Genomic DNA, 20,093 nt, shown 5'->3' on the forward strand with positions numbered 1-20,093 from the left:
GAGGGCGCTGATCAGTGACGGGATCGCGGTCAAGGCCATGGTCCCGGCCATCAGCGCGCTGGGTAGCACCTGCGCGACCAGATCGGAGTCGATGAGCGGTGCCGACGGACCCGGATCGGGTGGGGCGAGGGCCCTGCCTTGATCGGTCGGGACAGGACCAGGTGGCGGAGCGGAGACTGTTTCGGGTGCGGGAGCGCCATCCGGCGGCGACTGAGTAGGCGGGGTACCTGGAATATGCGCGGGGGGCGTTGCACCCGAACTGGGTGTGACGCCAGGAGTTTCCTTCGCCTTGGCGTCCTTGTCGGACCGGGAGCCCTGTGCGGGGTCTGGACCGCCCGACGTCGGATGGGCCGACTGTTGGTCCAGTGGACCGAACCGGCGTGGCGCCTGTTGCTGCTGGCGCTCGGACCACGGGGTCGAACGTGTGCTCGCAGGGTGACTGGGCGCGAGCTCGTCATGATCTTCGCTGGCCACAGCCGGCATAGCTTCCGGCACGCTCATTGCTGAGCGCCTGACTGCCGTGCGCGGTGTGCGGTGGCGATGCATCTCATATTCGAGATCATCGCGGGGTGCGTTGCGGGTGCCCTCCCATCGTTGGGAATCCTCGATACTGGGATCGAAACAGGAGGTGGTCTGGCGATCGGTCTTCTTTCGATAACCGATCCGAGCCACGACCATCAATGGCACCGGGCGGCCCCATCCAAGAGCGACCGCCCGACGGAATTCAGGTGAGGCGGGAACCGGATGGGCCTTTTCGGGGTGCCGTGGAAAGATGTCGTCACCGGCGTCGCAAGCGGCGTTGCTTTTGCCGCCGGAGGCCCGGTCCTTTCAGGGATCGTCGGTGGAGCGGTCAATGGGGTTTGGACCGGAATCGAGACAGGCGATTGGGGGAAGGGTCTGGAGTCGGGACTGATTGCCGGCGCGGCAGGAATGATTCCGGGCGGGATCCTCGGTGGGGCAACCTCCGGCTTGTGGAAAGGTGGGGTGCGGGCTCTCGGGAAATCGTTCGAGAATGTTCCGGGTTTGGTGGCCAAGCGGGGGTTCGGAGGACCACTGGACCGTCTAGTGGCCGCCCGTGCGCAGATGACTAGGCCAGCGATCGGTGCCGTCGCCGCGGGCGTTGGTTCAGCCACTGCGGGTGCAATGTGGGACGCTTGGAAACCTACGCTGAACTACATCCCGACGAAGGTGATCCCCTATGCCTGAGTCGGAACAGGCCCTCAACAGTGCCACGGCATCCAAGGTAGTTCTCCAGAACATGGAGATGCCCGACATGGCCGCCGAGGGCTATCCCGACCAATACAGATTCGATCCTGCGATCGAGAAGTTCCACCTCGAGCTGCCCGAGAGGATGATGGCGTTCTTCAAGTGCTTCGGCGCCGGCGATGGCACAGAGCCACCGGCTGGCGCGATCGTTCCTCAGATCAGCCCTGACGTCGCTGCCGGAATTCCTCAATATACGGCGTTGGTGTCGGCGTTGAGGAAGTCCTTTGATGAATTGCACGCGACCGGTGCAAAGCTTGTGCCACTCCTGCGCGAGGCGGAGGTATTGCGAGAGCAGGGGCAGCGCGCGATCGATGGCCTAGTCGCGTCTGTGAATGCCGCCGCGCGAATGCCCCCGAAGGACCTGCTGTCGGAGAACGAACACATCATGGGCTATGTCACCGCCGCCATCGATGGCGCTGAAACAGAGATCCGAAAGCGCACAGACGGATTCAGAGGTGTGGGGAAGGAGATCGACGCACAGACCAAAGCAATCGAAGACGCGGTGAAGAAGCAGCGAGAGGTGGACGAGAAGCAGCTCAGCCCGCCAGAGATTCCAAAACCGAAAGATGAGATCAGGGATATCCCGACGCCGATCACTGCGCCGATGCCGCTATTCGACGAGGATGTTCTCGACACCGATCGTGACGACCCCGCCCCGTCGAAATCTCGCCTCAGTTCTGAACTGTCCAGCGCGATCGACAGCCTGAAGAACTCTGCCCAGGCGCCCGCGCCGGCCGCCATGCCGAACGCAGGTATGGGCATGGGCACGGGGTCGGGCATGGGGTCAGGCATGGACATGATGAGTTCGATGCTGCCGCAGATCATGCGGCAGCAGTATGACCGCAGCCTCGCGGATGACGGAATGAACGACCGTCCACGCGACATCGAACGACCTCGGCAGCAGCAGGATTCGCTTCCGGCGCCGACACCGATCATGCCGCCGACGGCAGCAACGGCCACTCAGCCTTCCCCAACAGCCGCGCCGCAGACTTCCTCGCCGTCAGCCTCCCACCCGGCGACGGCCGTGCAATCTCCGACCGGCGAGACGAACCAGCCACCAGCGACGCCAGCGCGCACCGTGGCCTCGGACGGCAGCGTCCTGTACACCTTCCCCGACGGACGAACACAGAAGGTGTCCGAGATGGTCGCGCAGGTCCTCGACGCGGCCTTCTCGAATGCCAGCAGCACGAACGCGCAGGAAGCGTTCGGTAAGACCGAGGCGAAGTGGACCGACAGGAAGAAGATCGGTAGGCCAGTCGATCCGTTCGAACTGATGACCGGCGATGTGGCGATCTGGGACCGCCGGACCGCGGTCGTCGTGGTGTTCGGCTCGGACGAGGGGGGAACTCTCGAGGTGATCGTGCACGGTGAACTGAAGGAGTTCGCCGCGGAGATGTCTGATTCGGCGGGCGAGTTCGGGCAGTTCTCCGGATTCGCTCACCCGAACGGCATCGAGCTGAGATCCAGACGCGGCGCGGACACCGCCACCGGAGGTACTACGCCGGGTGACCAGTCGACGGCACAGCCGAGCGCGGCACTGGCCGCGCCGGTCGGCTGATAAGACGGAAAGTGAGTACTGGAGACAACGATGGTGCTGCAGGTCGAACCGCATGAGCTCGTCGGCATCGCCCGGCAGATCGCGGACTCAGGGGTGGGGGTCGGCCGGGCGATTCCCAGCGGCCGGGTGGTGCCCGCGGGTTCCGACCCGATCTCCGCCACGGTGGTGCCCGCCCTGAACTCGGAAGCGGCGACGCTGTTCAATCGCGTCATCCGGACGATCGAGGACATTCAGCAGACCGGGCGGAAGGTAGGGCTCGCCGCTGAGGAATTCAGCGCCGCCGATCAACGCGGTGGGCGGATCATCGGTGGCAGTGGCCGCGGCGACCACGTCATGAACCCAGTCACCGAGATTCTGCTGCCGGACCCGCGGCGCGAGCCGCACGTCGTGACCTTGCCGGACAACGGAGCCGTCGACTCCCTGACTCTGGCCAAACAGTTCCGCGCGGGCGTCGGCCCTGCTCCGGCAAGAGGATTCGCGGAGTCGGTGCGTGCATACGGAAACGCTGTGATACCCGCAGCCACAATGGGTCTGTCGCGACTGTCGGGCGCGCTGCAGCAGTGGACGCCGGCCGGGAAGGACGCGGCAGCCGAAGTCGGTAGGCATCAACGTGCGCTGGAAGGGATTGGCGCGGAGCTGCGGAGGTTGGCGGATCGCATCGACGCCTACGCCGAGTCGTTCCGGACGGCCAAGGCCAAACACCCCACTCCGGAGGAGATCGTCGCCGCGAGAAAGGAACTCGTCGCCGCGCTGCGCTCGAAGAATCCGATCAGGACGCAGCAGGCCCTCGCGGCGCTCGAAGACCAGAGTGCCCGTTCCACGGACGCGCTGACCGGATACGCCGCAGCCACCGCGCCCGACGCGAAGCCGTCATCCGGTGCGGCCCCGAGTTCCGGGGGCGGTGGCGGGCAGAACTCCGACACCAGTGCGCTGACATCCATGCTGCCCTCGCTGATGAGCGCGCTGTCTTCGGCGGTCGAACAGATGCAGTCAGCGGCTGTGGACGACGAGGACTACGGACTGGACGAGTACACCGATGACTACGGGTACGGTGATGATGTCGGGATGGCGGGCGGCGCCGGGATGCCTCTCGGGACGGACATCCCACCAATGGACGGTGGCGGGGGATCGGGGTCGGCCGATCCAGGGGCGCAGCCCGTCCCGGTCGGCGCCATGCCGACCGCGAGTCCTGTCGGTACGGCGTCGACTGGAACGTCCCTGCCGCGCACGCCGGTTGTCGAGGCGCTCGGGGCGTCGGCTACCGGTTCCGGTGCGGCGCGCTCTGCGGGTACCCCGATGATGCCGTATATGCCGATGGCGCCCGGTGTCGGTGGTCCGGGTGGGGCGGGTGGTGGCGGTGACCGCAACCGCATCGTTGCCTGGCACCCCGATCGACTGATGTATGTCGACGACACACCCCACACCGATCTGGTCATCGGCGAACGCCCGACGATCGCGCCGACCGTGACACCGCCGACCCCGGCCAATCCGGCCCCGATTCCCCCCGGAGGTACGTCGTGACCGATATTCACCCCGATGTTCAGGCAGCGCTTGATGCGGCGCGCGACGTCAGACACCGGATCGCGGATCTGCGCGAGCGCATCGATGGCATTCGGGCGCGCCGTCCATCGCCCAGCGGCCTCGTCATTCCCGAGGTCGACGCCATGGGACGGCTGATCAGCCTGTACATCGCTCCGGGCACAGCCGACCGGTTCTCCGGTCCGGAGTTGGTGGCGGAGATCATGGCGGCCGTCCGTGAGAGCAGCGCCGACGCCGGACGGCAATACCAGGCGCTGATGGACGCGACGATGAATTCGGCGGCGGGAGAGCTGGTTCCGCCGAGTGCTCGAAAGGCAGGCGCGTGACCGAAGAAGGCGCCGCGCAGGTCACCGTCGAGGAGACCTTGCGCTGGCTGCATGAGGAGGGCTTGGTGCGTTTGGCCGGGTTGTCCGGCCGGATGGCCGACGCCTTCGCCGCGTACACCATCGATGTCGGCACCGGTTCGGTATCCGCGCACCCCGCGGTCGGGGTCGGCCTCGCCTCGGAGGTCATCACGCTCACAGCCGACGACCTGCCGAACCCGGTCGGATCGCCGAAACGACTTGTCGCAGTCGGTATTACCGACAGCCAGGCGGTACTCGTCGTCGACCTCGCGGTTGCCAATTCAGTCTCGATCAACGCCGACCGGCCGGTGAAAACGGTGCGGTCTTGGGCACTGCAGTTGTTGCTGAACAGCGAAGTAACGATCACGACCAATTCCGCCGACCTGGCGATCGACGCGAGTCCGCGCCTACGGCACAGCTTCATTCCCGGTGGTGGTGCCGCAGTCGTGAAGGTCGAAGACGGCAGGCCACCGATATCCTCCGTGGCCCTGAATGCCTCTGACGACAGGCCCGACCACCTGGACGCTGCCCTCGACGGTACCGGCGAGATGTATCTCGGCGCCCGATATTGGCGCCTACGTCGGGTGCTGTCGATCGAGGACGACGTGTGGGATGCGCTGGTGGACAGACTCGTGGCCACCGGCCCGCACCTGACCGAATCCGCAGAATCCCCGGGAGACTCCTGATGACCCAGCCGAGCCTGAGCGACGACGAAGAGTACGCACACGGTCCAGAGAAGGACGAGAACCCCTCGGTGTTCGAGGTGTTCCACCCCGACCACACTCTCGGGGTCGCCTGTGACCGCGACGGCGAGATCGTCGGCATGTATATCGCCGACGAAGCGCGGGAGAACGGTGAAACGTGGTTGTCGGCCGAGATCCTGCGGCTCACCCGACTTGCCCACCTCAAATCACGAGCGGGCCTGCGCAAGGAGATGGAGCGCCAGGGCACCAGCCGCTCGACGATAGATTCCTTCGACTTGCCGACCGACGCGTCCTACCAGGAAACCGAGGATCTGGAGTTCGGGAGGACGGCCCGTGACCGGAATCGATGATGGTCCATCGCGCGGAGTTCCGCCGACATTGGACATGGACGAGCCGCTCGACGTGATCGCGGCGGCCCTCGTCTACACCGACACCGCCGGCGCCTTGACCCGGCGGGTTCGTGAAATCATGGAGACACTGATTCCGCCGGTACACGGCTCGGAGTCAGGTCTGGACAAGGTCGCCACCGCCGAGCTGGAACGGATCAGGATAGCTCTGGGGCACGCGGTCACCGTGCGCGAGAGGCGGATTCAGGAGACGTTCGACGCGATCGTCGCCGCCGTCACCGAGCTAGATGACGCCGATTCCGCAGGCGGTTCCGCGATCCGGCGGGCCGGGGCGGACTGACCGGGCGTGGAAGCGGAGCGGGACAGCGCCTACTGGGACGAGATCGTTGCCGGCCACTGGCCGCAGATCTCGTCGGCGGACTGGAATGCGCTGGCGCGCGCCGCGGAGAACGGGGCCGCGGGCCTGGACATCACCGCCGTCGGTGGCAGGCGTCGAGCGTTCGAGAACACGATGCGATCCGGGCTGATGGTCAATGGAGGAGCGAATTCGCTGCAGGGACACGATTTGTCGGGCTTCGGTGAGGCGCTGTCAGCCACTGCGGTTGCCCTCACCGCCATCGCTGACCTGGTGGACCGCACCCAGCACCGCATTCTGGATGTCGTCGACGACGCGACCGCGACGGCCACGACGCTCTCGCGCGAGACGCACGTCGACAGGTCAGACAACGGCATGCTCGGGCGAGTCGACGAGGCGCTCCGTTTCGCTCGATCGGAGGTCGAGGCAATAGCCGACGAATCTGTGCGAGCCGCACGGGAGATCGTGACTCCGCTCGTCGACATGATCACGGACCGGTTGGCCGGGGCCGCTGGACCGAACCCCACAGACAGCGGATCGGCAGGCCCACGGGAAAGCATCCTGCGGACTGGCCTCGACCGTGTTCCGGCCGATGAACGTCTGCAACAACGCCCACTGAGCGACGCCTCGGACACGTACTCGGAGGCAACCGCCGTAGCGCCGACCGATCGCGGGGCGTCGGAGGGGGCGTCGAACATCCGCGGCCTGGCCGCGAGCGCACCAGGAGTCCCGGCGCCGATGGGCCCCGGGCAGACGCCGATCGGCGCTCCCGGTGACGCCACAGGGGCGGACCTGCGCGATGCCATCACCGCGTCCGGCGATCGCACAGTGACGCGCGACAGCGGTGAGGCCAGAGAACACACGCCGCTTGCGGACCGCGCGGTCCACGACGGCGTGCCCGCGACAGGGGGATCGCCTACTCCGACGGGACGGGCGCAGCAACAGTCGGCGGTCGAGGCCCGAGAACCGGATGTAGAGCCGGCATCGGGGCCGGTTGCTTGGCCCATGCCCGCGTCCGGCACCGCGATGTCTTCGATCTCGCGGGCGTCAGCCACCACCACGTCCGCGGTCGGCAGCGAGCCGGGACACAAGGCCGCGGTGGTCGACGCCCGCCGAGTATCGGCGCGGACCTCGGCGACCACCGAAGCTCACGGACCGGCCACCACACCCGCGGGTCGCCCGGTGCTCCCCGCCACCGAATCAGTGCATAAGCCCACACCCGCGGGTCGAGCAGAAACCCGGACTCCACCGGAATCGGCCGACTCGGGTAACAGGGCACTGCGTGAGGTTGTCGGGTCGGCCATGGCCGCGGCAGCACCCCCCGCCTTCGAACTCGGCCGCCGAGTGGACGGGGACCTCGCCCTCGCGCAGACGCTCCTCGGGCGGGTATTGCTGGCCTCCCAGGACACCATCGGAGTGGACACGGCCGTGGCGATCCTGCGCTCGCAAGGCGGTGTCAGTGCGTTCGTGACGACGAACGAGGGACGGGGCTGGCTTCCCCGGGGCTTGTCTGTACCGCACGCGATGTCCTCGCCGTGGTTGTGGGACATCCCCGAAGCCGATGCGTGGGAAGGGTTGGCCGATCCAGCGCGAGTTCTGGCCGAATTCGGCATCGCCTGGGGCCGGCGGATCGGTGCGGCGACAACGGCCATCGCCTCCACCACCGAGGTTTCCGCGGAACTGGGTCGGCAACTGCCCGATACCGCGATCTCCGGAACCGAGTGTCTCGCGCCGGAAGCGGTGCAGCCGATGGGCACCGGATTCGTGGACCGGCTCGGCATAGCGGGTTCGCCTGAACTCAACGAGAAGGCCGACACGACACCGGTCTCCGCGATCGCGTCACGACGGCTGCAGCTGGTGGTGTCCGGACACGACAAGGTGCGCGACGCCGGGCTGGGCTGGGCGGAGTCCTTCGATTCGGCGGAGGTGCGTCGACAGATCCTGACCACCATTCGAGGGAACCAGACGGTCGATGCCGACTGCTGGCACCAGCTGCGCGAGGCCGACGAACTCGTGGCCGCCTCGGTGCTGATGATCAGAAGAGAAGTGAACGGCGTCGCACTGGGAGACCTGCGCCCCGCGAACAGAAATGACGCGACGCTGAAGGCGCTGCGCGGCATGGGTTTCGAACGGCGATGCAACGAATTGGTGTTGGAGCTCGAAAACAATCCAACTCGCCAGTCCTTGCGTGAAACCTTCTATTCCTACGCACAGATCTTTACGCACCCGGCGGCCGCGGGGATCTCCGCGACCTTCCCCAAGGGTGGGAACAGGTGACAATGATCTGGTCGGCGAGGGAAGGACTGAGCGGATATGCCGGGCGCTATGGACATCGATCTCGACGTATTGCGGGAGAAGGCCGATCAGCATGAGCGGGTTGCCCGGGACACCCGAGAATGGGCGAAACCTCCGACAGAATGGCTGGCGAAATTCCGGGACGCCTTCGGAACCATTGCCGCGCCAGTCGAGAAGGCGCTCAACGACTACTACAACGCCCGTCAACTGGCCGGTGAGAAACTGGCCAAGGAACACGACGACACCGCAGAGGCATTGCGCACTGCGGTACAGGAATTCGAAACTGCCGACAATACGGGTGGATCGGCGATTCGGCAGGCAGGCAACGGAGTGGAGGGGACTCCGTTGGCCCCGACGCAGCAGGGGCCGGTAGCCGGCCCGGCGTGGCCTGGCAACACGACATCGGACCCAGCGGACCCCGCGGCACAGGCCGTCGCTCCCACGAGCAGCGCCGCGCCAACTGTGACGGCGGGTGCTGGTCCCGGTGGGCCGGAAGACGTTGCTCCGGAAACAATCCCCGAAGGCACCGAGGCCGGGGCGCAGCCTGACGCCGCGGTCGAGGGAGTTGCACCGCTGGGACCGGGTTCGGGTATGCCTCCGGCATCGGCATCAGAGGTGGGCGCGCCCCTGGTTTCTGCGGCTGCACCGATGGTCGGCGCCGGACCGATGGCATCGACCTCCTCCGAGACACCGGCAGGCAGAGGAAACGACCAGACACCGGGTAGCACGACGGGCGGCCCGGTTCCACTCACTCCGTTCGCGGCCGCTATCGCCGCCGCGAAAGATCGAGCCGCTGCGGCAGATCCCGCGGCGGCGGACGCATCCGAGTCCGGTGACCTGCTGCTGGCCCGAACACTGCTCGCCGGGGTTTTGGCCGCGGTCGACTCACCCGCCGGGACGGTGTGGGCGGCGTCTGTCATGCGTGGCCCGGCCGGCATCGGAGTGTTCCTCACCTCGAACGAGGGGCGCGGGTGGTTGCCCGCCGGGCTGTACCTTCCGCGCGAAGTCTCCACACCGTGGCAGTGGGACGAATTGCTTGCCGGGACACCCGCGGCCGGCTCGCCGTGGGAAGGCATCGGTGATCCCGCCTGGGTGCTGGCCGAGTTCGGCTCGGCGTGGGGGATGAAGTCCTCTTCGGCGATGTCGGCGCTGGTTTCTTCCGGAGTTATCGACGCGGACCTGCGCGCGAGATTCGGCGACGTCGCCATGCAGGACAGGGTTGTCGCCTCGCGGGATGTCGACCTGCGGGTGCCGACCGCGGACACGGTCGACCGGCTCGCGCTGGCCGGTCCCCTCCCGGCGATCGAATTCGCGGCCGCCGTCCCCGATACGCAGATCCGGTCGCGAATCGTCGACCTGGTAGTGGAAGCCGAAAGCGAACTGGCAGGGCAGGCAGGACTGACTCCCGATATCGGTGCGGTCCGCTCTCTGCGGCAGGCGATCGTCGGCGACTTCCGTCTGGGTGTCCCGGTTCCGGAGGCGACCTGGGCTCGCCTCCGAGAACTGGACGCGAGAATCGCAGGCGCGGCGGGTTCAGGACCCAGAGATATCGATGCGCCGGAGGCCGGGCGAGAGCGGGCGAGCGGTGACGTGGCGCAGCTGCGTTCGGTCAGTTCCGAGCGCAGATGCAACGAGATGGTCCTGCTCCTGGCGAACGACCCGACGAGGCAGGTATTCCGCGATGTGGTGTTCGCGCACGCACAGGTCGTCGAGCATCCCCGATTCGGCGCCGTGGAGGCTCAGGTATCGGCCCCGGCTTCGCAACCTGGTCGCGCGACAGTCCCTGGCGCGCAACGCAGCAATGTCACTGCAGCACCTGACGTCGCGCCGCCCCAGCTCGGTGCGTGACCCGGATGGCCCCGACCACCACCACACAACCGGACGCTGCGCCGAAAGTCGATGCGGGCACCCAGACCAACGGCCTGGCGGCCGGTGCGTCCCTTGGTATCGGCCAGAAGCTCGAGTCGCAGAACGGCCAGTACTCGCTGCGAATCGACAACGGAAACCTAGTCCTGACCGGACCCGGCGGCACCGCCTGGCAGTCCGGCACGAACAACGACAAGGGAGCGATCGTCCACGCCGCCTTCGGCAAGGACGGCTCGCTCGACCTGAAGGCCAACGCCTATTACCAGGCGCTCAGTGTCTGGTCCACGGAACAGAAGCTGCCGGGGGCCGCCCGCCTGCAATTGAACAACGACGGCAGCCTCGTTGTCCTGGACGAGAAGAACGCTGTCCTCGGATCAATCGCGAAAGCCCCTGTGCGGGCGCCGTTGTCGATCCAGTTGCACCGCCCGTTGGGGGCGTCGGCGATGCTGCGCGCGGTCATCGACATGGTCGAGGAACGCCTGCGCGTCGCCGCGTCCCCGGAGGTGCTGGGCACCGGCGCCACCACCAAGGTAGTGAACCTGGACCAGTTGCTGACCAACGAAGGTCTCGCCGACACCAAGAACGTCTCCACGATGGTCACCAGCTACAACGGGAAGCTGGATCGGCTCCAACGCGTGAAGGACACACTGCACGCGATGACCACAGCCGTCGACGCCTCGACCGCCGAGGTCTCGGAACGACGAAAGCAAACACTCGACAAGATCGAGAAGATCGTCAGCGATCTCAACGACAAACTCTGGGAACCGAATCGCGTCTCCACCGCTACGACCGGGGGCGACGGCAAGTACGCCGATATCAGCTATGACGAACGAGGAGAACTGCGCTCGGCGAAACTGCGCCCACACACGGAGGAGGCCTTGCTGAGGACCTTGTTCGATGCGGTCGGCGCTGTCGAAACCGAGATCAAAGCGATGGTGGCGGCAGCGGACAACAGCGGGCAGAAAATCGGCCAGAACGTTCCTCACTACGAGAACGAACGCCCCCGAACCGACTCCGGTGTAGCCCCGGCAATCGAAACTACCGACTACTCGCCACTTTTCACGGATCTGCTCGGAGAAACCGCAGCCGACGACGACCGCGACACCGATCCGGCCGCACCCCGCGGCGGGGATTCCGGAGTGCTCACGCTACTGAACTCGGCGATCCGTGATCTGAAGGCCGGCGGCACAGCGAAGGCGGCTGGGACCAGCGCGCCCGGCGGCGGGCAGTCCGCAGGCGGCGGGAGTAATCCGTTGGCCGCGATGTCGCAGATGTTGCCACTGCTCATGTCCAGCATGATGATGAACAACTCGGCGAACTCGCGTGACAAGAAGCGGAAGCAATCCGACGAGCCGGACGAGACCAGACCAGAGCCAGCGCCCGCGCCGGAGCCGCAGGCCCAGGCGTCGGCAGTGCCCGCGCCAGGTGGTGGGCCGGAAGCGGCTCTCCCGCCACCGTCCGCGGTCACCGCCACCCCGGCTCGGCCCGCGACCATGGTCGATCTGAAGCTCGCTGGCCTCCGTTCCCAAGAGGTGAGCTCGGTGGTCGCCGAAGCGGTGCAGAAGGAACTGAACAACCCGAACGGCAGCGACGCCAAGACGGCGTATCAGGGCACCGCAGGCCAGGCCGACACTTGGACACAAGCGGACGGGTCGCAATTGCGCACCGGCGACATCGTCGAGTGGCGGAACGGAACCGGGCTTCTGGTTGTCTCGGAGAACGGCGTCCAGGTGATCGTCGACGGTCAATTGACACCGCTCGAACAAGATGGCCAGCCGAAGGACGGCCGCGGGAGATTCGGCGAATTCATGGCGTTCCGGCACCCCGGTGGTGCCGATTCCGCCCCCGCCCCCGTGATCGACCCGAGCGGCGCGCCACCGCCCATCCCTGCGCCCGTTCCCGCCGGAACTACGGCGGCCCGGCCCGTGCCCGGCAGCCGGACGACCTAGAAGGCGCGACAGCGATGGACACGAGCGAGGCGGCCAGATGACAGCACTGACTGGCGAGTTATCCGGTGCACTTGACCAGCTGCTCGGGCTGTACGGCGGGGGTTCTCCCGAGCCAGCGCATACACCAACGGCGCTGCGGCCGGTGGCAGCCGAGGCGGGAACGCGGTCCGGCGCGGCGCCAGCCGCTTACCAAGACGCGGAGGGAAAGCGGGCGGCGGTGATCGAATCCTTGGTCGGGAAGGACACCACGGTCGGTAAGGCGGTCCAGGACTCAGTGGACACCACGATCGCCGGACGAAACCGGTTGAAGGACCACATCGCGAATTTCCACGCGCAAGTCAAGGCCATCACCTCACTGGGTGACCTGCGGTTCGGTGGCCCGGCACTGCTCGACGCCGCGCAATCGGCCCTGTCGAGCGCGACGAAGCAGGTCGACAGCGATACCGGAGCCGCGCGGCAACAGGCCGCGCGCATCGTCCCGCCCGCCCAGCGCGCCCGCGGGGGATCCCGCCAGAGAAGCGCACGCCGCACCCGACAGGGATACCGGAGTTCCCGCGCCCGGTTTCGCCGCCATGCCGCGATCCGCTCCGACGGCACGAAGGGAAGCAATGCGGTGAGCATCGCCAGCCAGTGGCTGGGAACGCCGTACATCTGGGGTGGCGGCAACGCGAACGGACCGACGGGCGGCGGATTCGATTGCTCCGGCCTCACCCAATACGCCGTCGCGCAGGCGTCTGGGGGAGAGGTGCAGTTGCCACGGACCACCTACGAACAGATCTACAGCGGGGTCCGGGTGGCGCCCGGCGACGTGCGCCCGGGCGATCTCGTCTTTCCCGCCGAATCATTCAGCCACCGTGGCCCCGAACATGTGCAGCTCGCCGCGGGCAACGGCCTCGTTATCGAGGCACCGCACAGCAACGCGTCGGTCAGATGGAGCCAGATGCCCGACAGGGCGGTCGTCGTCAGGGTGTTGTGAGTAGTCACCGCAGAACAGGTCCAGGTCCGTGGCGATAGAGATCCCGTCGGAAGTCGCCTTCTTCCTCAACATGATCGGGGTCCCGTACCCCGACATCAACGAGGACCATGTGCGTGCGCTCGGCGACCATGTGCGCACTTTCGCCACGGACGTCGAGAACACTCACGCGGCGGCGTCCGGTGCGATCAAAGACATGAACTCGGTCTATTCCGGTGTCTCCTATGACGCCTTGGCCTACTCGTGGGCGGCGATGAGCGCGTCGAACATGGCGGATCTGCAGACCGCCTGCACGGTGGTCGGCAACGCGCTGGACGTCGCCGCGACGGTGATCACCGCGGTGAAGGTCGCAGTGCTGGCCGAACTCGCGGCCCTGGCGACAACGTTCGCAATCACGATGTTCACGCCGGGCCTGGCGGTGACGGGACCGGCGGTCGCCGCGGTCGCGCGCAGGCTGTGCACCGGGATGGAGGAGATGATCATCGGCTACATCGCCGCGGAGGTACTGGAACGGGCGATCGCACCGCTAGAGGACACGATCGACCGGATGATCAGGGGCGTCACGTCCGCCGCCGCCCACGACCTGCTCGGTATTCCTCCGCCGGACCTCAACGCCGTGAAGCCGTTGCACATCGAGCCGGACAAGGTCCTGGGCTACGCCCAACAACTCGACGACTACGCCGACGACATCCTCGGCCACGCCGACACATTCGCGAAGAACGTGGCGGCGCTCGACTTCACGACATCGGTGCCGGATTTCCCGGACCCGCCTGGGTCAGTCGCGCCACCCGGCCACAGCGCGCACTCGCCGGGGTTGCCGGCTGTACCGCCAGCAGGTCCCACCTTCGACGTGGACTCACGCGCTCCGTCGAGCCTCCTGTCATCTCCCTGTGAACTGCCGGAGGATAATACATGGACCGCGGACAGCGGCCTCACGGGAGGCGGCGCGAGATCTGCAGGAGCTGGCTCGGTCATCTCTTCCGGGTACGGGATGAACGATTTGGACGTGCGTCCTTCGGCGACCGGCGCTTCGCTGGCACCGCCACTGGACAGTCCTGTAGTGCAACCAGATTCAAACACGCGAGCAGAGCCATCGACAGCGCATTCACCGGCGACCGGATCGCCACTCGAACACACGCGTCCGGGGCCCGCCGAGGTAGCTCCGGCAGAGATCCCCCCTACCACGGCGAGCATCGCGGGCACGGGGGCCTCCATGGAGGGGGCGGCGCCTGCGGCTCGCTTCCCCGTGACGGGGTCCGCCGGTCAGTGGGGTGGCATGCCGAGTGACCCAATGGCTTCTGGTGCCGCGCCCACATCTTCCCCATGGGGCCGCCGAAAGGAGTCCGAAACACCGGCGACTCCATGGCGCAGCGCCCGCAGCGCCCCGGCGCGTCCGGCACCGGAGAAGCGACCGGAACCGTCGAGTTCGTCGACGAACCCCGACACGAGTCCGGCGGCCGGCTCCGGCGACACTCCGTGGTCCACGGATGCGGTCGCTGCACGTCCGCCTCTTGTGTCGGCTCGAGCGACTGACAAGCCGCCGGTGGTCGACGGCCGGGTTGCCGGCGATGCCGCGGCGAAGGGTCAGGTATAGCGCCGCACCTTGCCCCCGACGAGGGACGCTCGCGAGTGCGGGCCCGCGAGCTCGAGGTAGGGGCAATCGTTGACGGAGTCCCGCAGAGCCACGGTGTGATCGTCCGGAGCGACCCACAGCAGCCGCGCATCCCGAAGCCAGGGACGCAGATCGAAATCGAGTTCGGCGGTGGGGGACTCGTGACTGTTCCAGCCCAACCATTCGCCGTCTCGTCGAACGGGGTAGCAGCCCATTCCCCACGTGTTCTCGAGCGGAACTTCCGGCGGGAGCGAGCCGAAGTATGTGACCGCCCACCCGGTGTGCGGTCCGATCGCTACCTGGGTGAGGACCGCGCGCACCTCGGACTCGCGGAGGAGACGAGGGATCACGTAGGGGACGCCAGGCCCTGGTCGGCGTCGTCGTTCCGTGTGCGGGATCGGTTCATCCAGGCGCATGGCGCCCGTCATGGCCAACCAAGTGGGCGGAAGCTTGGGAGTCAGGCGGATCGGTCTGTCGTATTCCCAGAACCAGCCGTCCAAACCGACGACGTCCATGGGGTAGTGAACGACCGAGTCGGTATCGGGGCACCGCGCCACAGCGACCGGGCGGAGGAGGTCGCGGTAGCGGGCGTGTAGTGCGCTTTGTTCGGTTTCCGCAGCCAGCGCGGCATCCGAGTCGCCGCGTTGGTGGGCTGCTCGGATTGTGGTGTGCAGGCCGGCCTCGGCGTCGAGGATCCGACGGCGGACCGACACGAGATCAAGATTGTCTGTCATAGCCCAGCGTCCCCCGTCGTCTTTGAGTGTTGATAGACGGTCAAATTCGGACGGGCCACCGCTGCGGCGTCGCTCGCGTCGGTGAGGATCGGCGATGTGTGCGGTGCGAATTGGACCAAAGGCTCGCGTCCAGATGCATGGTCGTCGGCGATGGTCTGGAATATTTGCTGGTCGAATTGCGTCGACGGTTGCCAGTACATGTGGGGACCATGTTGCACGCCCATGTCGGCTCGTCGCATCTCCTCAAGGATAGGCCAGAACTCGTGTTCGTGAAGTATGGTGCCGTCCGTGTGCCGGATGTCGAAAAGGTCGTGGTCGCAGGTGAGGGGGCGAAGGATGTCGCGATCATCTCGCAGGTGGACGACGCCGTCGCGGATTGCGTAGTCCCCAGTTGCCACCAGCCGATTCATCTCGGGTCGTAGGATGTGAAATTCATTGCGCCGCATATCAAAGCGTTCGTGCAGCGCGGTTGAATCGACGCCGCTGGGAAGCCGCGTCGGCATGGTGGGTTCGAAGTGCCCGATCAAACCGACGTGGTCGGAGGAGGCACCCAGCGCGGTGTCGAGTTGGTTGATGCTTTTCGCTTTGATGCTAGTCGGTTTGGGTAGGGCACCGACCTCCAGCCAGTGCACAGTTGCTGGGTTGGCGGGTCTGACGTCGATGACGATGGCGTACCGGTCCGCGAATGACTGGAATCTCCGTTGGTTGGCCTCTGGAATGCCGAAGCGGGTTGCGATGCCGGTTGTGGAAATCGGCCCCGTGTTGCCGAGGTCTTTGCCGACATCTGTGACCATGTTGCGCCCGCGTAGTTCTGCTGCGCTCGCTTCTGACGTTGTCTGACGCAGCGCACCTGTCATCTCACTGGTCGTGGCCTTGTAGCCGTGGGTGGATTCCCGGATCGCGTTGACGATTCGCTCTGATCGGTCGCGGAAAGCCCGCGCTATCCACACAGTTCACCCCTTCATGCGACTGGTCGGCGCTTGCCGACGCCGGTACCACTGCGGCGCAGCAGTTCCACAGCGTGAGGTGAAGCAGCTTCGCGGCGGCCTCACGGTCTGCAAGCGCGTCGACCGCCGCGAAGTGCCGGTTACCGGGATGAGGACCGGAACCATCACGGACGGTACACACACATTGTGTGCCATGCAACTATGTGCACATAACCAACGGTATGAAGCGTGTCGTTGTATTCCACTGCGCCAGTGCGAGATTGGCACAGCATGATCAGGCTCCCCAGCGCCGGGAATAGTGCCCATTGGTCCGGGGTCGTGGGCTCTATGGTTTCGGCCGAAGCTGGATCGGTGGAAGGAGCCCGAGTGCCGGGAGCAGGAAACGCATTCGATGCCGGCACGCGCGGTACTGGGATGACTCCCGGTGAAATGCGCGACCATGGAGGGCACGGCATCGCGTGATGGTTCATGGGAGCTCCCAGCCGAGCATTCAGAGGGGTTCACACTGGCTCCGCACCCGGTTCGGCACCAGCGTGCGGACTCGCATCCTGGCCATCGCGCTGATTCCGAGCGTGGTGCTGCTGGGGACCGGGGCGGTCACAGTCACTCTGATCGGGTCGCGCGCACAGTCGGTCAAGGAATGGGCTGGCTACCGGGGCACAGTCATCGACCCCCTACTGGGGTTTGTGACGTCGGTTCAGGCCGAGCGCCTCGCCAGTCTCATCGAGTCGACGCCCGAGCCCGCCGACAGCCGCGATCTGCGGGCCAATCGTGCCGACACCGATCGGGCGATCGTGGAAGCCGCGCGAATCGCGTCGGTGGCGCAGGGCATGGATTCCGGTACGAACGCCGAATTCACTCGGGCTCTGAACGATCTCGTCGGTCGGCTGCCTGCTGTTCGAGAGTCGATCGACAGCCACCTGGCGACCATCGGCGAGGTGGACGGGTTTTTCACCGAACTCATCGCCACCGTATTGGGTGCCGGTGAGGCCACGGCGCGGTTCAAATCGTCGGACACCACGACAATGGACGCGGAGCTGACAGCCATCGAGCTGGTCAGGGCCGCCGAGAGCCGTTCCAGGGTGGTCGGCTTGGTCGCCGCGGGCGCGACGGCGGGTCCGATCCCGGTGGGTCAGCAGCGCGAACTCGCCCAGCACATCGGTGCCTACCGCACCCAGCTCGGCCTGGTCGAAGCCCGACTGTCCCCGAACGTGCTGACCGGCGTGCGCGCACTGACCGGCGGCACCGAGTGGCGAACCGGGACCGCCGGCGAGGATTCGATGTCAGAGCACGGCACGCTGACGATGCCCGTCGAGGCCTGGCTGGCGGCTGAACGGGCAGTGGACACTCGCCTGACCGCGGCGGTGCGCGACCAGTTCCGTGTGGCTGTGGACGCCACCGGCGCAGCCGCGGACCGAATGATCAACCGCCTTCTCATCGTCTCGCTGGTCATGCTGGTCGTGGCCGTCTTCGCGGTATCGGTGTCGCTGGTACTGGCCAACCGGCTGGTGCGTCGCCTTCGCCGGTTGCGTTCGGCCAGCCTGGATCTCGCGAATGCTCGATTGCCAGAACTCCTCGGTCGCATCCACCACGGCGAACAGATAGACGCCGCTAACGAAACCGCATCGGTCGACCACGGGCGCGACGAGATCGGCGAGGTGGCGGCGGCGTTCGCCATCGCCCAGCGCACCGCGATCGAAGCTGCGATCAGCGAGGCGCGGACGCGCAATGGCTTCAACAAAGTGTTTCTCGACATCGCCTTCCGCAGTCAGGCGCTGGTCCGTCGGCAACTCGACGTCCTCGATGTCGCCGAGGCCCGCCAGAACGATCCCGAGGATCTGGAACTGCTTTTTCAGCTCGATCACCTGGCGACCCGTGCGCGCCGGAACTCCGAAAGTCTGCTGATCCTCGGCGGCCGCGCACCTGGTCGCCGGTGGCGCGACGCGGTGGCGCTCGAGGAGATCGCGCGGAGCGCGGTGTCCGAGACCGAGGGCTACGCCAGGGTCAGCGCGGTACGGTTGCCCGCCGTGCGCGTGCGCGGGACGGCGGTGGCCGACATCATCCACTTGCTGGCCGAGCTGATCGACAATGCGACCGCTTTCTCGCCGCCGGACGCACCGGTCGCGGTGCACGGCAACAAGGTCGGCCGGGGAGTGGTCGTCGAGATCGATGACCAAGGTCTCGGTGTCTCGGGCGAGGAACGCGCACGGCTGAACGCCATGCTCGCCGAGCCGCCGCAGTTCCATGAGATGGCGCTGGCAGGACATCGCCATCTCGGCTTGTTCGTGGTGAGCAGCCTGGCCGCCCGCCACGGCATCTCGGTCACGCTGCAGGATTCCCCGTACGGGGGAGTGAAAGCCATCGTCCTCGTGCCGTGGGGAGTGCTCGACGCTGATGCCGACCACCCTGCCGCACTCGAACCGGTTCCCCCGCGCGATGTTGTCCATCGTGTGCCCCGCGCGGTGTCGCCCCCGGGGGTTTCGCTTCCCCACCCGCACCCGGTGTCGGTGTTGCCGGGCCCGGTTGGAAGTCCTGACGTCGGTCGCACCGCCTCGCCGCGGGCCGAGGTCGATTCCCGGCCTGCGCTGCCGAAGCGAGATCGGCTCACGCATCTGTCGCCACAGCTCAGTGTCGATGTCGGCGAGATCGACACTGACGCGCCGCGCACCGAACCGGCGGCGCGGGTCCGCGCGCCGGAAACGGTGCGGGCGGCGATGAGCTCGCTGCAACACGGTACGCGCCGGGCCCGGGCCCGATCCACCCATCTCCAACCGTAGAACGGTCGAAACATGAACGAAGACATGAGAGCTCAGTCGCCAGCGAGGACGCTGGACTGGTTGCTCACCGGTCTGGTGACCACGACCTCGGGTGCCGAACGCGCGGTCGTATTGTCGGCGGACGGGCTGGCGTTGGCGGCCTCCGCCGGAATGGAGCGAGAGGACGCCGAGCATCTCGCCGCCATGGCTTCTGCCCTGCACAGCTTGGCACGAGGGGTGGGCACACGATTCGGCAAGGGCGCGTTGCATCAGACCGTGGTCGAGCTCGACCACGGCTATCTGCTGGTCACCGAGGCAGGATTCGGTGCTTGCCTGGCCTTGCTGGCCGGCGCGGACGCGGATCTGGGGTTGATCGCCTACGAGATGAACGTGATCGTCGGCCAGGTGCGCGATCACCTGTCCGCCTCACCGAGAACGTCGATGTCGACGCGAGTGCCGTGAGTACGTGGTCTGACGGGCGGGGGCACGAGGAAGACGACGATCCGGGGCCACTGGTTCGCCCGTTCGCACTGACCCGCGGTCGTGCGGGCCGGGAATTGCAGGACCTGGACATCCTGACGCTGGTGATCTCGGTCGGCTACGACTCCGACGTCCACAAACTCGATCGTGAGTACGCCGAGATCTTTCAGCTGTGCCGGCATCGGCCTCTGTCGATCGTCGAACTCTCCGCTCACCTGAACCTGTTGCTGGCCGCGGTGAAAGTGCTGGTCAGTGACCTCATTGGCGCCGGCTACGTGATCTTCCGATCTCCCCCGAGGGCCGACGCGGCCCCCGACCCCGAATTACTGCAGGCGGTACTGGATGGCATACGGAATCTCTGAACGCCC

General features: G+C 66.6%; 16 protein-coding genes. 14 read left to right on the forward strand and 2 right to left on the reverse strand.

Features of this window, described 5'->3' with window-relative positions; all coding sequences use genetic code 11:
• The first annotated feature begins 1,198 nt into the window (after positions 1–1,198).
• The 11 genes from DFR69_RS33220 to DFR69_RS34265 all read left to right on the forward strand — a co-directional run bounded on the left by DFR69_RS33220 (position 1,199) and on the right by DFR69_RS34265 (position 14,790).
• Positions 1,199–2,824: an RAD23 family protein gene (locus tag DFR69_RS33220; RefSeq protein ID WP_110041663.1), complete on the forward strand. Its 1,626-nt coding sequence runs from the start codon at positions 1,199–1,201 to the stop codon at positions 2,822–2,824.
• A gap of 165 nt (positions 2,825–2,989) precedes the next feature.
• Entirely contained in the window at positions 2,990–4,345 is a 1,356-nt protein-coding gene (locus DFR69_RS33225) for a hypothetical protein (RefSeq protein WP_146229487.1), read from the forward strand.
• The gene (locus DFR69_RS33230) at positions 4,342–4,689 is read left to right on the forward strand and encodes a YbaB/EbfC family nucleoid-associated protein (RefSeq protein ID WP_110041665.1); all 348 of its coding nucleotides are present in this window, start codon (positions 4,342–4,344) and stop codon (positions 4,687–4,689) included. Before DFR69_RS33225 ends, DFR69_RS33230 begins: the two co-directional genes overlap by 4 nt.
• Positions 4,686–5,393 (forward strand): hypothetical protein, encoded by a 708-nt coding sequence (locus tag DFR69_RS33235; RefSeq protein ID WP_186817368.1) that lies wholly within the window; start codon positions 4,686–4,688, stop codon positions 5,391–5,393. The genes DFR69_RS33230 and DFR69_RS33235 overlap by 4 nt, the downstream gene beginning before the upstream one ends.
• Positions 5,393–5,761 (forward strand): hypothetical protein, encoded by a 369-nt coding sequence (locus DFR69_RS33240; RefSeq protein ID WP_110041666.1) that lies wholly within the window; start codon positions 5,393–5,395, stop codon positions 5,759–5,761. Before DFR69_RS33235 ends, DFR69_RS33240 begins: the two co-directional genes overlap by 1 nt.
• Positions 5,745–6,098 carry a hypothetical protein gene (locus DFR69_RS33245; protein ID WP_146229488.1) on the forward strand — a complete coding sequence of 118 codons (354 nt, stop codon included), beginning with the start codon at positions 5,745–5,747 and terminating at the stop codon, positions 6,096–6,098. Before DFR69_RS33240 ends, DFR69_RS33245 begins: the two co-directional genes overlap by 17 nt.
• 6 nt (positions 6,099–6,104) lie before the next feature.
• Positions 6,105–8,390, forward strand: a complete 2,286-nt coding sequence (locus DFR69_RS34260; RefSeq protein ID WP_146229489.1) for a hypothetical protein — start codon at positions 6,105–6,107, stop codon at positions 8,388–8,390.
• A gap of 48 nt (positions 8,391–8,438) precedes the next feature.
• Positions 8,439–10,256: a type VII secretion target gene (locus tag DFR69_RS33255; protein ID WP_167456498.1), complete on the forward strand. Its 1,818-nt coding sequence runs from the start codon at positions 8,439–8,441 to the stop codon at positions 10,254–10,256.
• Positions 10,257–10,261: 5 nt separating this feature from the next.
• Entirely contained in the window at positions 10,262–12,223 is a 1,962-nt protein-coding gene (locus DFR69_RS33260; protein WP_110041670.1) for a hypothetical protein, read from the forward strand.
• Positions 12,224–12,260: 37 nt separating this feature from the next.
• A complete protein-coding gene (locus DFR69_RS33265; RefSeq protein ID WP_110041671.1) occupies positions 12,261–13,199 on the forward strand; it encodes a C40 family peptidase in 939 nt (312 codons plus the stop codon).
• A gap of 28 nt (positions 13,200–13,227) precedes the next feature.
• Positions 13,228–14,790, forward strand: a complete 1,563-nt coding sequence (locus DFR69_RS34265) for a WXG100-like domain-containing protein (protein WP_146229490.1) — start codon at positions 13,228–13,230, stop codon at positions 14,788–14,790.
• Here the strand turns inward: DFR69_RS34265 and DFR69_RS34270 are convergent.
• Together DFR69_RS34270 and DFR69_RS33280 are read right to left on the reverse strand one after the other, a co-directional pair.
• A complete protein-coding gene (locus DFR69_RS34270; protein WP_146229491.1) occupies positions 14,781–15,542 on the reverse strand; it encodes a hypothetical protein in 762 nt (253 codons plus the stop codon). The genes DFR69_RS34265 and DFR69_RS34270 overlap by 10 nt on opposite strands.
• Positions 15,539–16,492, reverse strand: coding sequence for a hypothetical protein (locus DFR69_RS33280; RefSeq protein WP_146229492.1), 954 nt, complete (start codon positions 16,490–16,492; stop codon positions 15,539–15,541). The genes DFR69_RS34270 and DFR69_RS33280 overlap by 4 nt, the downstream gene beginning before the upstream one ends.
• Positions 16,493–17,022: 530 nt before the next feature.
• Here DFR69_RS33280 and DFR69_RS33285 point away from each other — a divergent pair.
• The 3 genes from DFR69_RS33285 to DFR69_RS33295 all read left to right on the forward strand — a co-directional run bounded on the left by DFR69_RS33285 (position 17,023) and on the right by DFR69_RS33295 (position 20,087).
• The gene (locus DFR69_RS33285) at positions 17,023–19,266 is read left to right on the forward strand and encodes a sensor histidine kinase (RefSeq protein WP_167456499.1); all 2,244 of its coding nucleotides are present in this window, start codon (positions 17,023–17,025) and stop codon (positions 19,264–19,266) included.
• Positions 19,267–19,278: 12 nt separating this feature from the next.
• Positions 19,279–19,707, forward strand: coding sequence for a roadblock/LC7 domain-containing protein (locus tag DFR69_RS33290; RefSeq protein WP_110041676.1), 429 nt, complete (start codon positions 19,279–19,281; stop codon positions 19,705–19,707).
• A 95-nt stretch (positions 19,708–19,802) separates the two neighbouring features.
• Positions 19,803–20,087: a DUF742 domain-containing protein gene (locus tag DFR69_RS33295; RefSeq protein ID WP_244198586.1), complete on the forward strand. Its 285-nt coding sequence runs from the start codon at positions 19,803–19,805 to the stop codon at positions 20,085–20,087.
• The last annotated feature ends 6 nt before the right edge of the window (positions 20,088–20,093 follow it).

It is taken from the genome of Nocardia neocaledoniensis, from assembly GCF_003182135.1.
GTDB lineage: Bacteria > Actinomycetota > Actinomycetes > Mycobacteriales > Mycobacteriaceae > Nocardia > Nocardia neocaledoniensis.